Consider the following 13,930-nt stretch of genomic DNA (forward strand, 5'->3'; position numbering starts at 1 on the left):
AACCATTATAAAAAAAGTAGAATCTGAGACTACCTCAAATTCTACTTATATTTTTTATTTAGATGCTACCCATTCTGTAACTGCAGCTAAAGCATCCTTCATACCTGCTGGATTTTTACCGCCAGCTTGAGCCATATCAGGACGGCCACCACCGCCACCACCAACATGAGGAGCGATTTCTTTAATTAAATCTCCAGCTTTTAAGCCTTTTTCATTCATCTCTTTCGTCATAGCAGCTAATAAATTAACTTTTCCTTCTTGAGAAGTTCCTAAAACTAACACATCAGAATAATTATTTTGTTTCCATTGGTCAGCTAATTGACGTAATTGATTCATATCTTTAACATTCACTTCAGCAGCAATTACTTTAACGTCTCCTACCGTTTGAATGTCTTGGAAGATTTGATCCCCTTGGGCATTAGCTAATTTTGAAGCTAGTGCTTCATTTTCTTTTTGTAACTCTTTTAATTGTTCTTGTAAGTTTTCAACTTTAGAAACTGTATCTTTTAATTGTGGTGCTTTTACTAAATGAGCTACTTCTTTAAGAGCCATTTCTTCTGTATGTAATACTTCAAAAGCTTCTTTACTTGTCACAGCTTCAATACGTCTAACTCCTGCACCGATTCCTGATTCAGAAGTGATTTTAAAGATACCAATATCAGAAGTATTTGTGACATGCACTCCACCACAAAGTTCAACAGAGTAATCAGAAACGCTAACGACACGTACCACTTTACCATATTTTTCACCGAATAAAGCCATAGCACCCATTTCTTTAGCAGTCGCAACATCTGTTTCAATTGTTTCTACTGGGATACTTGCCCAAATTTTTTCATTTACTTTTCTTTCCATTTCATTTAATTCTTCTGCTGTAACAGCTTCAAAATGAGTAAAGTCAAAGCGTAAATGATTTGGTGCAACTAATGAACCAGCTTGATTAGCATGCTCACCTAAAACCTCTTTAAGAGCGCGGTGTAAAAGATGTGTTGCTGTATGATTTTTAATAATTTTATTTCTTAATATTTCATCAACTACTAATTGATAAGTTGCATCTTTACTTAGCTCACCAATCACTTCAACCATGTGTAAGGGTTGACCATTTGGTGCTTTTTTCACACTAACAACTTTAGCTACAATGTCACCAGCTTCGTTTTTAATAACACCAGTATCAGCTACTTGTCCACCCATTTCAGCGTAGAAAGGAGTTGAATTAAAGATTAATTGTGCCTCACCTGTAGAAGTAGATGTTACTTCATTGTCATTTTGGACAATAGCTAAAAGAGTGCAACTAGCTACAGTTTTATCGTAGCCAATAAATTCACTAGCCATTTTCAATTCTGATAAAACAGCTGATTGAACATTCATAGAATTTTCTGTTGAACGAGCTGCTCTTGCACGTTCTCTTTGAGCTGTCATTTCTACTTCAAATCCGTCATGATCGACTTTTAATCCTTCTTCTTCAGCCATTTCTTCTGTTAATTCAACAGGGAAACCATAAGTATCATATAATTTGAAGATATCTTTTCCAAGAAGCGTGTCTTTACCTTCTGCTTTTAATGAAGCGATCAAATCAGTAATAATTTGAAGTCCGTCATTAATTGTTTCGTGGAATCTTTCTTCTTCTGTTTTGATAATTTTTTGAATAAAATCTTGTTTTTCATTGATTTCTGGATAGTAACTGCCCATAATGTCACCAACAACTGGCACTAATTTGTATAGGAAAGCTTCATCAATTCCTAACTTTTTACCATGCATAACAGCACGACGTAATAAACGACGTAAAACATAACCACGCCCTTCATTAGATGGTAAAGCTCCGTCTCCAATAGCGAAAGATACGGCACGAACATGATCAGCGATTACTTTAAAGCTTGTTTTAGTTGCTAAGTCATCATCGTATTTTTTAATTTTAGACATCTCTTCAGTTGCATGAATAATCGGCAAGAACAGATCTGTTTCAAAGTTAGTCGGTGCATTTTGGAAAATAGATACCATACGCTCTAATCCCATACCTGTATCAATATTTTTTTGTGGTAATGGAATATATTCATGATTTTCAGTATGGTTAAATTCTGAGAATACTAAGTTCCAAATTTCTAAGTAACGTTCGTTCTCTCCACCTGGGTAATTTTCCGGATCATCTTCAGCTACATCATTAAATTCTTGGCCACGGTCATAGAAAATCTCTGAGTCCGGTCCACAAGGTCCAGCACCGATATCCCAAAAGTTATCTTCAATATCAATAATCGATTCATTGGGTAAGCCAATTTCTTCATGCCAAATACGACGAGCTTCTTTATCTTCTGGATAAACTGTTACATAAAGTTTAGATTTATCTAAAGCAAACCACTCTTCACTTGTTAAAAGTTCCCATGCCCAGTGAATCGCTTCTTTTTTAAAGTAGTCACCTATAGAAAAGTTACCTAACATTTCAAACATTGTATGGTGACGAGCTGTTTTACCTACATTTTCAATATCGTTAGTACGAATACTTTTTTGTGAGTTTGTAATTCTTGGATTTTCTGGAATAACTGTTCCGTCAAAATATTTTTTTAATGTAGCTACTCCTGAGTTGATCCATAAAAGACTTGGATCATCAATAGGTACAAGAGAAGCGCTTGGCTCTACTTGGTGTCCTTTTGATTTAAAAAAGTCTAAGTACATTTGTCTTACTTCAACACTTGTCAATTGTTTCATTTGATTTCCTCCTAAAAAATATAAAAAAGCACCTTGCATACAAGGACGTTTACCCGCGGTACCACCTTGATTGCAACGATGCTTTAACATTCATTACCTCTTTAGTACTTTTTAACGCAAAGTAAGTCGTGATAGTTTCCTATCAAATAATGTAAAGATCAACTTTGTTCTTTTTGACACTCTTTCTTTTCACCAACCAGAAAGCTCTCTAATCTGTTAAAAAAACCTAACCTTTACTAGCATACAAATTATAATGAATATCTGCTGTGATGTCAAATAGAGTCGCTGATTATAAGTTGTTTTTTTGTAAGAAATTTTCAATAGTTGATTCGTATTTTTCTTTATCTGTAGAATAGCTCATAGCATGTCCTGCTCCCTCAAATAAAACTAATTCTTTTGGCCCTTGAGTTGCTTCATATAACGGATAGACAAAATCAGTAGGAACGAAATCATCTTTATCACCATGAATTAGCAATAATGGCAATCCGTTTTTCTTTAATTGATCCACAGCACTAGCTTCTTTAAATGAATAACCAACTTTCATTTTTGTATACAGAGAAGTTAATGGTACTAGTGGGAAACTTGGTAAATTAAACATCTCTTTGATTTGAAACTCTAACTCATGCTCTACAGTGTCGTAACCACAATCTGCAATAATTCCTTTAACTTGAGGTGGCAGCTTTTCACCACTAGTCATCATAACTGTCGAAGCTCCCATAATGACACCAAATAATAAGATTTCCTCATTTTGGCCTTTTTTCTCAATAATTTGATCAATCCATTTAACATAATCTAGACGGTCTAGCCAACCAAAACCAATATAGTCACCTTCACTTTTTCCGTGACCTCTATTATCTGGAACTAAAACATCATATCCTAATGAATAGAAATAGTCAGCAAATTCCCCCATTAAGTCCCCCTCACTCATATAGCCATGAGCGATAATAACTGTTTTACTAGTTTGTTTAGGTTGTATGACATATCTTGCTTTTAACTTTAATCCATCATTTTTTAAGGTTAACTCTGTTTGGTTACCTTTAGCAAATACCCACTTCTCTTCAAATTTCGCTTTATTTTCACTTTTAATAAAGTCTTTTTCGCTAACTACAACAGCATAATTGAACAAATAATTAACTGCAAATCCTAATCCAATAGTGATTAAAACTAAAAATACACAAAAAATAATAAAAATTTTCTTTTTCATAAAACGTCTCCTTTGTTTAATGGTATCATAATAGTAGAAAATAAAAAATATAAAGAAGGAGTTTATTGATATGATTTCTGTTGTCTTTAGCAATCATCAATGGGTAAAAGCAGCCTCATTTTTCTTAAGAACCTTAGTATTTGTCCAAGAACAAAATATTTCACCAAAAGCAGAATTTGATATGTATGACTCAGATCAAACAAACTACTTAGTTATTTTTTATGGTCAGACACCAATTGCTACTGGTCGTTATCAACAAGATGATTTAGAAACTGTTCGTCCTGATAGAGTTTGTGTTCGCCGTGAATGGCGTAAAAAAGGGATTGGTAGACGAGTTATATTGGAAATCGAGCAACTCGGTCGTCAAAATAACTGCTCTCTCTCAAGAATCCATGGTGAAAAACAAGCTATTCCCTTCTATAAAAAACTTGGTTATGAAGTTGTTTCAGATGAATTTATTGAAGATGGCATTATTTGTGTGAAATTAGAAAAAAAAATAGATTAAGTCGAAACTGTCTGGTATTTTTATCTGACAGTTTTTTTGTGCTTTATTTTTGACAAATTTATTTTTTTATTTTATTCTAAATGTAACAAAAATAGTTACAATTAAATTTAGGAGGAATTTTTTATGAAAATTGGTATTATCGGAGCAACAGGAAAAGCAGGTTCATTAATAACTGAAGAGGCAATTAATCGTCACCATGATGTAACAGCAATTGTTAGAAATAAATCAAAACTAGCCAATAAAGATGTTAACGTTCTTGAAAAAGATTTATTTGACTTAACAGCAGATGATTTAAATACTTTTGATGTGATAGTAAATGCATTTAATGCCCCTAATGACAAACCTGAATTACATGTGACAAGTGTTAAGCATTTAGCTGCTATTTTAAAAACCACAACTACTCGCTTAGTTATGGTTGGTGGTGCCGGAAGTTTATACACTAACAAAGAACATACAGAACAATTAAAAGATGGTTCAGATTTTCCAGATGCTTATAAACCTACAGCAATAGCTATGAGTGAGGCTCTTGATAATTTAAAAAAAGAAACTAGTTTTAACTGGCTTTATATCAGTCCAGCTGCATTCTTTAATGCTGAGGGAACTAAAGAAAATCACTACGTTTTAGTTGGCGAAGAGTTTACAACTAATGAAAAAGGAGAAAGTGTTATCAGTTATCTTGATTATGCAGCTGCTTTTCTTGACCAAATTGAAACAAACACAGATAATCAAGTAAGAATCAGTGTTCGTTACTAAATCAAGGAGGTGATTACTTGTCTACTAAACTAAGCGTCGCTGTTCATATTTTAAGTTTATTAGATATTGAAGCAGATAATCACTTAACATCAACTCAAATAGCAGGAAGTGTGAATACAAACCCTGTTGTTATTAGAAGAATTATGGGACAACTAAAAAAGGCTAATCTAATAGAAAGTTATGTAGGAAAAAAATCCAATAAGTTATCTAAGCTTCCTTCTGAAATAACTCTTTTAGATGTCTACTTAGCTGTTCACGAAGATGAGCTACCATTTGGTATTCATCAAAATACAGAAATAAATTGTGTGGTTGGTAGTCAAATTCAAGATGTGTTAGAAACGACTTATCAAAAAATCCAATCTGAAATGATGGATTCACTAAAAAAAGTTACTTTAGCTGATATTACTTTTAATATGACCAAATAAAAAGAGCCATTAAAAACGAAATTGTTTTTAATGGCTCTTTATTTTTAAAAATCTTCTTTTCTTGCTTTACGATTAGCACGGTTAGTTTGACGTCTTTCTAGTTGACGTTTTTTCTTCTCATTGTGGCTAATAGCTTGATTTATTTTTTTCTTGTAGCCTGGTTTAACTTTTTTCTTTTTCTTTTGAACCATACCAATCATTGTTGTGTCTAATTGACGTTGAGATTTCTCACGTTTTTGACGACGATCACGATGGTAAGAGTCTTTAATTTCTCCAGCGTGGATTGCTTTTGGATGGAACTCAATCCCTAATTTTTCTAATTCAGCTAATTGGTTTTCATCTGATGGCGCGTATAACGTAATCGCAGTTCCTTCTAAACCGTTACGTCCAGTACGACCAACTCGGTGAATGAAGAAGTCTAAATCGGTTGGAATCTCAGCATTAATTACATGAGAAACACCTTCAATATCAATTCCACGAGCTGCTAAATCAGTTGCAACAACAAATTGATAATCTAAATTTTGGATATTTTTCATCACACGTTTTCTCTCACGTGGTGGAATATCTCCATGAATAGTCGCTACTTTCAAGCCTTGCTCTTTTAAGTAAGTTGCAATTTCATCAACACGTTGTTTCGTATTAGCAAATACCATTACTAAGTAAGGATGACCAATTGTCAGTAATTGATAGATGATATTGTTAACATCTTTTCCTTTAGTAGAAATTACCCAGTTATCGATTGTATCTGAGATAATTGAACTTGGTTTAATATGCTCTACTACTGGATTTTCCATATACTTTTTCAAGAATGGTTGTAGTTTAACAGGAATTGTTGCTGAAAAGACTAGCATTTGTAAGTCTTTAGGTAATGTCGCCGCAATTTGGTCTACATCTTCTAAGAATCCCATATCAAGGGTCATATCAGCCTCATCCACAACAAAATAATTAGCTGTATAAGACTTAAGTGAGTTACTATTAATTAAATCTAAAATACGTCCTGGTGTTCCAATGACTAAATGAGGTTGGTTTGATTTTAATTTGTCCATTTGACGTTGTTTATCAGTTCCACCTACATATTGTGCCACTCTAATTTCTTCTGGAGAATGTTTTGCAATTTGAATTGCCGCTTGATAAATTTGTTCTGCTAACTCACGACTTGGTGTTGTAATAATCCCTTGAACTTCATTTTTCTCAGGATTAATAGTTTCCATCATTGGTAATAAAAATGTATGTGTCTTCCCTGAACCTGTTTGAGATTGACCCACTACGTTTTTACCTTGCATAATAACAGGTATTAGTTTTTTCTGTACTTCTGTTGGTTCTTTGAATCCTTTTTCTTCTAAAGCATTTGTAATATACTCTTTTAGGTTAAATTGATTGAATGTATTCATTCTCTCACCTTCTCTCTTCTTTTTTGTCCCTTGGCATTATAACACATTTTACATGAACAATTTTAAAATCACTAAAATAAACACAAAATAACTTAAAATCGAATAAGTTAGACTACTTGTTGCAAACTCTTCATCTGCTCCGTAACTTCTCGAAAGTATTGGCATAGCATTTTGAACTGGCATAGCTGATTGCAAGATAAACACTTGTAACATTAGGGTTGGTACTGGAATAATGAATGATACAAGATAAACAACTAAAGGTGAAATTAAATAGCGACCTAATAAAACTCCTGCTACATCTTTATTCATCTTCAAATTAGTAATTCCAGTTTGATAAATAATAATTCCAATAACAAAAAGAGAAAGTGCTGTTGTCATTCCACCAACATAAGTTGAAAAATCAAATAATGGTTTTGGCACTGCTTTTCCAGTTAGCAACCACAATATCCCTACGACAAACCCCATTAAAGCAGGTGACATTAACTGTTTCAATAATTTTTTCCAATTAAATTTTGCTGTTTTAACATTGATTTCAGGGTTATCTTTAGCTATTAACATAATTCCAATTGTGAAAAAGAATGTGGTATTACAGATATAATAAAGGAGCGCATAAGGGATTGCTTTTTCACCAAAGACTGCCATATTTACAGGTAAACCCATAAAAATCGTGTTAGCTGCTGTAAACATTGTCATAAAAGAACCTTGTCTTGTAATAGGAACTTTTGTTAGTTTTGCGTATAAAAAACTAATTCCAAAAGTGATTAGAATAGATACAAAAGGTAAGGCAACACCTTTAAATAATTCTAAAAACTCTTCTCTTGTAAATTTTTGAGTCATGTTTAAAAACATATTCAGTGGCAGAGTGATATTTAAAACTAATTTTGAAAAAACATCAGCAATATCGCTATTAAACCATCTTTTCCAAGTCAAAATATAACTAAGTAAAATAATAGCAAACACAACTAGTATATTTAAGTAAGCTGCTATCATTTAGTTACCACCTGTATAAAATCTTGGTAAACGGTCAGTTAAACCACATGTAATTTCATAATTAATTGTTCCTACATGTTCTGCACCTGATTGAACAGAATTAAAGACTCCATTATTTAATCCAAAAATTGTTACTTTTGTGCCGACTTCAACTTTCTCTGGTAATCTAATCATACATTGATCCATACAAACACGCCCCACAATTTCAGCTTTTTGGCCATTTACTAAACATTCATAACCTTGAAATTTTCTAATTAAACCATCTGCATAACCAATTGGTAACGTACCAATCCACTCTTCTTCTTTAGTCTCATAAGTAGCACCATAACCGATTTTTTCATGACTTTTCATTTTTTTCACTCGAATAATTTCACTCTCAAGAGTCAATGCTTGCTTCAAATGGAAAGGTGTTTCTAGTTCATGACCTGAAGGATTCATACCGTACATAGCATTTCCATAACGGATTAAGTTACTTTTCCAAGCGCCATGCCATAAAGCAGTTGCTGAATTTGATGTATGGATGTATTTAACATTTTCACCTAAAATAGTTAAAGCCTCAACAAAACGTTCCTGTTGACGTTCAAAATGAGTTGTATCTTTTGTATCAGCTGTTGAGAAATGAGTAAAAATCCCTTCAATCATAATATTATCATTACTATCAATTAATTCTTTGGCTTGTATCATTTCTTCTTTTCCATACAGTCCAATTCGTCCCATACCTGTATCTATTTTCAAATGAACTTTAACTGAATTTTCAGCAATTTGACTTAACTCAGTTAACCACTCCAAACTTGGTGCTGTCACTGTAATATTGTGTTCAACAATTTCTTTAATGTAATCTAGAGATACAAAGCTTAAAACAATAATCGGTTCTGTAATTCCTGCTTCTCTAAGCTCTAAAGCTTCATCTAAATTTGACACACAAAGGCCTTTTGCTCCTGCTAAAATAGCAGCTTTCGCAACTTCTACTGCTCCATGACCATAACCATTTGCCTTAACAACAGCAAATAATTCTTGAGTCTCGTCTAATCTATTAATTTCTGTCTTTATATTAGTCGTAATAGCCTCCAAATTAACAATAATTCGGCTACCTCGATAATTACTTGGAATCATTTTTATGCCTTCTTCCTATTTACTTCTTAACATATTATACTACCAAAAAAATTAAATAAAAAAAAGACTTAACAACTTCTTGCTAAGTCTTTTCCCTATTTTTTCGGTGCAACACCAATTGCAACTGATTTTTCACCTAAGTGAGTTCCAATAACTGGACCAAAATCACATATAATAACTTCAAGTGCAGCATTTACTTTTAATAAATCTGCTTTTACTTGCTCTGCTGTCTCCATATTATTGCAATGAATGACATAGAAAGTACTATCCATAGGTTTACTTGAAATTTCATTTAACGCAATATCTTCAACTCGTTTTAAAGCTTTCTTTTGAGAACGTATTTTTTCACTTAAAACGATATCTCCCTCTTTAAACATAAGGATAGGTTTAATTTTTAATAAAGTACCAATAATTGCTGCTCCGTTTTTCAAACGGCCACCACGTACTAAATGATTTAAATCATCAACGACGATTAACCCTTGTACATGCTCTCTTACATCTTCTAATTTACTTATAATAGCTTCTGGACTAGCTGATCCTTCTTTTGCCATATCTAGAGCAATTTCCACCATTTTTCCCATTGGTCCACTAGTAAGTAGAGAATCAAATGGATAAACTGAAACTGACTCAACTTCTTTTGCAATACTTGTTAAAGATTGAAATAAGCCAGAAATTCCTGAAGACATGTGGATACTTACAACTGCATCATAGCCAAGGGATCCAATTTTATCATAAAGTTCAAACAACTCACCAAGAGCTGGTTGTGATGTTTTTGGAAAAGTCTTTGCTTGATTTAATTTGTCATAAAATCCATCTAAATGAATGTCAACGCCCTCTAAGTATACTTCGTCATCCATTATTAATGGGACAGGGACTATAAATAAATCTTCACGATTTCGATAGTCTTCTTTTATAAAAGCGGTGCTATCCGTGACGACTGCAATTTTCATCCGATTTCCTCAATTCTTTTCTCTTTAGGGCTCATAATGCCTAAACTACATTATAGAGTTCTCTTTATCTATTGTAAAGACAAAGCCGGATATTTCTTACTTATTAAAGAAATTATTAATGGCTGCTGTATTAGCCGCTTCATCTATTTCTAAAACACTTCCAGCATAGTCATAATACCCATCACTCCAAGTTCCTTCAACAGGTACTGTTAATATTTCTAATGGTTTGTGTTTACTAAATAGATAACTCATTCCAGCTGAGGGATAAAAACTAAATGGAATATCAGTTTGCGTATAGCCACGAACATTTCCTAAAGCTTCTGGTATTCTCCAACTATTAAGTGGATTTAAACTATTACTTAGTAAAGCAGTCATAACTTGTTGCTGACGTCTCACTCGTCCAAAATCCCCTTCTTCATCTTTTCTAAATCTTGCATATTGTAAAGCTTCTTCACCACTCATTTTTTGTGGCCCTTTTTTAATAACTGTTCCTTCTACTTCTAACTCCTTCTCAGCATCAATTTTTAAACCTGAAGGAGCTAAAGTATCAACAATTTTAGGGAAAGATTCAAAGTTTACAATGGCATAATATTGAATTGGAATACCAAAAGTTTCTTTAATTGTTTTTCTAACCATCTCTGGTCCCCCATATGCATACGCAGCATTGATTTTATTATATTCAACTCCATCTTGAGTCGGTATAGCAACAAATGTATCTCTCATAATAGAAACAATTTTGGGTTGTTTTGTGCGTTTATCATAATGAGCAATCATAATCGTATCAGAACGTCCCTGATCCTCTCCTCTTGAATCACTTCCTAGAAGCAAAATGTTAGTTGAACCATCTACACTTTTTTCTCCTAAAAAATTACCTACATCAGGTTGTAAATTTTTCTTATCCATTTTAGTTGCCATATAACCTTTAAAATAACCAGCAATACCTAGGATTAAAAGAACCAATAATACTAAAAAGAAGATTCTTAATTTTTTTCTTTTCTTTTTAGGTCTTTTTTGTTTAGGTGGTTTTCCCGGGGGAGTTTCTTGATTATTTATCGGTTGATGTTTTTCGACAGTTGATTGATGTTTTTGATTTTTTTTATTCTGTTTTTCTTTTTCAGCCTGACGATGGCGATCCATACGTGTCATTTTTGGCATATTAAGCACCTCTATTAATTTATTATCTACTTAGCATAGTCTATTTTTTAATAGAATGATACTAAGTTGATAAATTATTAAGATATTTTTAGGTTAAAACGCTTTTTCTAAATAAACAGGATATGTTCCTAATTCTTTAATCACGCCACCAAGTTGCTCTAATTCTAAAATCGCCATTTCTACTAAACTTGGTGACTCATTTTGAATATCAATTAAGAAAAAATACTCTCCTAATTGAGTTCTAAGAGGTCTTGACTCAATTTTCGTTAAATCAATTTCTCGCCAACTAAAAACAGATAGCACTTTATGCAAATTACCTGGTTTATTTTCTGTAAAACTAACACCTATTGAACGACGTTTATTAAAAATAGATGTTTCTTTTTTGGTGATATTTTCATGGCCAATAATCCAAAACCTTGTTTGGTTGTTTTCTACATCTTGAATATTAGGATAAATAATGTCTAATCCATACATCTTAGCAGCTTCAAGTGAAGCCACAGCTGCAACTAACTCATTAGGATGATCGTGAAGCCATTTAGCAGCTTCTGTTGTTGAAGCTGTTACTTCTTGAGTCGCCAAATTAAATCTTTCATCTAAAAATTGTTGAGTCTGAGCTAAAGCTTGAGGATGGGATTTAATCGCTTTTATTTTTTCTAAATGTGCAGACGAGTTTGGATGAACCATTAAGTTTTGATTAATCGGTAAAATGATTTCCCCTTGAACTTTTGCCTTAGAATGGTGGTAGACAAAATCAAGCGTTTGATTAACTGTTCCTTCAATGGAGTTTTCAATAGGAACAACGACATAGTCCACACTTTTAGTTTCAATTTTTTTCAGAGCTGAAATAATAGTTGGTAGAGCTATTAGATTGTTCTTTTTAAAAAAACTAAGTGTCGCTGCATGTGTAAATGAGCCCTTTGGACCTAGATAACCTACTTTCATTTAGTTCATCTCCTTGATTTCAGCTTTAATAAAACTAACAATTTCTTCTACACTATAATTATCAATACTAATTATTACATCAGCCACATCTTCATAGGCTTCTAAACGACTTTTCAACAAAGATTCTAAATCCGTCTCATCTTTTTTGTTTGCTAAAGGTCTAATATTGATGGGATCATTTTTAATATTTCTAAGTAAAGTTTCAAGTGTTCCTTTTAAATAAAAAACATAAGATTCATTACTTAACATCTCTTGATTCTCTTTTTTTGTAAGAACACCACCACCAGTTGCAATCACACCACGATTTTCAAGTGATTCGAGCAAAACTAGTGATTCTAATTCTCTAAACTTTTCTTCTCCGAACTTTGAAAAAATATCCGGGATACTCATTTCAGCTTTTTCTTCAATTCTTAAGTCCATTTCAACTAAAGGCAAGGAGAACTCCTCAGCTAATCTTTTAGCAACAGTTGATTTTCCAGACCCCATAAAACCAATTAAAATGATATTTTTCATTTTTTATCACTCACTAATACATCTAAATCATCAAAAAAGTTAGGATATGAAACTGAGACAGCCTCACTTTTTTCTAGAATCACATCCCCATCTTCTACTAAAAGAGCTGCGATTTGTAACATCATCCCAATACGGTGATCACCGTAACTTGTAACTGTATTTCCTTTAAGTGTCGCATTACCTTCGATAATTAAGCCATCCTCAGTTGGTGTGATAGTCGCTCCAAGTTTATTCAACTCATCAGCCACTGCTTTAATACGGTCAGTTTCTTTTACACGTAACTCCTCAGCATCCTTTATTACTGTTTGACCAGTTGCTTGAGTTGCTAGTAGAGCAATAATTGGAATTTCATCAATCAATCTCGGAATAATATCGCCACTGATTTCAGTCCCAACTAGTTCACTGCTTGAAACAGTAATAGTTCCTGATTCATTGATTTTATCAACATCAGTTACTTCAATGTTACCACCCATATTTTTTATCACATCAATAATGCCAGTTCTAGTCTGACTTAAACCAACATTTTTTAACACAATACGACTATTAGGAACAATTAATCCTGCGACAAGGAAAAAGGCAGCTGATGAAATATCCCCTGGCACAACAATATCTTGACCAGTAAATGTTTGATTACCTTTGATTTTGATTTCTTTTCCATTTACTTCAATCTCGCCACCAAATTGTTTAATCATCACTTCTGTGTGATTACGTGTATTTTCTTTTTCGATTAAAGTCGTTTCACCATCAGCAAATAAAGAAGCAAATAAAAGAGCTGATTTTACCTGAGCACTAGCTACTGGTAGTTGATATTGAATTGGAGAAATACTAGCTCCACCTTTAATCGAAATCGGTGGAAACTCTGTGTCTTGATTTCCTTCTATAGAGACACCCATTTCTCTTAAAGGAAGCATAACGCGGTTCATTGGTCTTTTTTGAATAGATGAATCGCCAGTTATGGTGACATCAAAATCTTGACCTGCTAAAATTCCCATTAATAAACGGATCGTTGTACCAGAATTTCCTACGTCTAACACTTTTTCAGGATTTTTAAGTCCTTTCATCCCATTTCCATGTACTGTGATAACTTGACCATCATCTTCAATTTTAATGCCCATTTCCCGAAAAATCTTCAATGTATCAAGACAATCATCTGCTCTTAAAAAATGAGAAATACGTGTTGTTCCTTGCGCTAAGGAACCAAACATAATACTACGATGAGAAATCGATTTATCTCCTGGTACTGATAAACTTCCCTTTAATGATTTAATATTTGTTTTTAATTTCATACTTGC

At 33.1% G+C, this 13,930-nt stretch carries 13 protein-coding genes; 3 read left to right on the plus strand and 10 right to left on the minus strand.

Features of this window, described 5'->3' with window-relative positions; genetic code table 11:
* Positions 1-54: 54 nt before the first annotated feature.
* Together alaS and DFR54_RS00705 are read right to left on the minus strand one after the other, a co-directional pair.
* Positions 55-2,697, minus strand: coding sequence for an alanine--tRNA ligase (alaS, locus tag DFR54_RS00700; RefSeq protein WP_114288647.1), 2,643 nt, complete (start codon positions 2,695-2,697; stop codon positions 55-57).
* A 289-nt stretch (positions 2,698-2,986) separates the two neighbouring features.
* Complete coding sequence (locus tag DFR54_RS00705) at positions 2,987-3,901, minus strand: alpha/beta hydrolase (RefSeq protein ID WP_114288478.1); 915 nt, start codon at positions 3,899-3,901, stop codon at positions 2,987-2,989.
* A gap of 70 nt (positions 3,902-3,971) precedes the next feature.
* On the opposite strand from DFR54_RS00705, the gene DFR54_RS00710 reads away from it, so the two are divergent.
* The 3 genes from DFR54_RS00710 (at position 3,972) to DFR54_RS00720 (ending at position 5,584) form a co-directional block, all read left to right on the plus strand.
* Entirely contained in the window at positions 3,972-4,406 is a 435-nt protein-coding gene (locus DFR54_RS00710) for a GNAT family N-acetyltransferase (RefSeq protein ID WP_114288479.1), read from the plus strand.
* A gap of 123 nt (positions 4,407-4,529) precedes the next feature.
* Positions 4,530-5,159, plus strand: coding sequence for an NAD(P)-dependent oxidoreductase (locus tag DFR54_RS00715; RefSeq protein ID WP_114288480.1), 630 nt, complete (start codon positions 4,530-4,532; stop codon positions 5,157-5,159).
* Positions 5,160-5,176: 17 nt separating this feature from the next.
* Positions 5,177-5,584 (plus strand): Rrf2 family transcriptional regulator, encoded by a 408-nt coding sequence (locus DFR54_RS00720; RefSeq protein WP_114288481.1) that lies wholly within the window; start codon positions 5,177-5,179, stop codon positions 5,582-5,584.
* 44 nt (positions 5,585-5,628) lie between these two features.
* On the opposite strand, the gene DFR54_RS00725 is transcribed toward DFR54_RS00720, so the two are convergent.
* From DFR54_RS00725 to aroA, 8 genes are all read right to left on the minus strand, one after another.
* On the minus strand, positions 5,629-6,975 hold the full coding sequence (locus DFR54_RS00725; protein ID WP_114288482.1) for a DEAD/DEAH box helicase: 1,347 nt from the start codon (positions 6,973-6,975) through the stop codon (positions 5,629-5,631).
* 48 nt (positions 6,976-7,023) lie between these two features.
* Positions 7,024-7,965, minus strand: coding sequence for an AEC family transporter (locus DFR54_RS00730; protein WP_086343037.1), 942 nt, complete (start codon positions 7,963-7,965; stop codon positions 7,024-7,026).
* Positions 7,966-9,078: an alanine racemase gene (gene alr, locus DFR54_RS00735; RefSeq protein ID WP_114288483.1), complete on the minus strand. Its 1,113-nt coding sequence runs from the start codon at positions 9,076-9,078 to the stop codon at positions 7,966-7,968. It lies immediately after the preceding gene.
* A 95-nt stretch (positions 9,079-9,173) separates the two neighbouring features.
* On the minus strand, positions 9,174-10,028 hold the full coding sequence (locus DFR54_RS00740) for a DegV family protein (RefSeq protein WP_086343035.1): 855 nt from the start codon (positions 10,026-10,028) through the stop codon (positions 9,174-9,176).
* Positions 10,029-10,124: 96 nt separating this feature from the next.
* Positions 10,125-11,183 carry an LCP family protein gene (locus DFR54_RS00745; protein ID WP_249033351.1) on the minus strand — a complete coding sequence of 353 codons (1,059 nt, stop codon included), beginning with the start codon at positions 11,181-11,183 and terminating at the stop codon, positions 10,125-10,127.
* Positions 11,184-11,276: 93 nt separating this feature from the next.
* The gene (gene pheA / locus DFR54_RS00750) at positions 11,277-12,125 is read right to left on the minus strand and encodes a prephenate dehydratase (protein WP_114288484.1); all 849 of its coding nucleotides are present in this window, start codon (positions 12,123-12,125) and stop codon (positions 11,277-11,279) included.
* The gene (locus DFR54_RS00755; protein ID WP_114288485.1) at positions 12,126-12,638 is read right to left on the minus strand and encodes a shikimate kinase; all 513 of its coding nucleotides are present in this window, start codon (positions 12,636-12,638) and stop codon (positions 12,126-12,128) included.
* The gene (aroA, locus tag DFR54_RS00760; protein WP_114288486.1) at positions 12,635-13,924 is read right to left on the minus strand and encodes a 3-phosphoshikimate 1-carboxyvinyltransferase; all 1,290 of its coding nucleotides are present in this window, start codon (positions 13,922-13,924) and stop codon (positions 12,635-12,637) included. Before aroA ends, DFR54_RS00755 begins: the two co-directional genes overlap by 4 nt.
* Positions 13,925-13,930 lie beyond the last annotated feature (6 nt).

It is taken from the genome of Vagococcus fluvialis (assembly GCF_003337315.1).
Classification (GTDB): domain Bacteria; phylum Bacillota; class Bacilli; order Lactobacillales; family Vagococcaceae; genus Vagococcus; species Vagococcus fluvialis.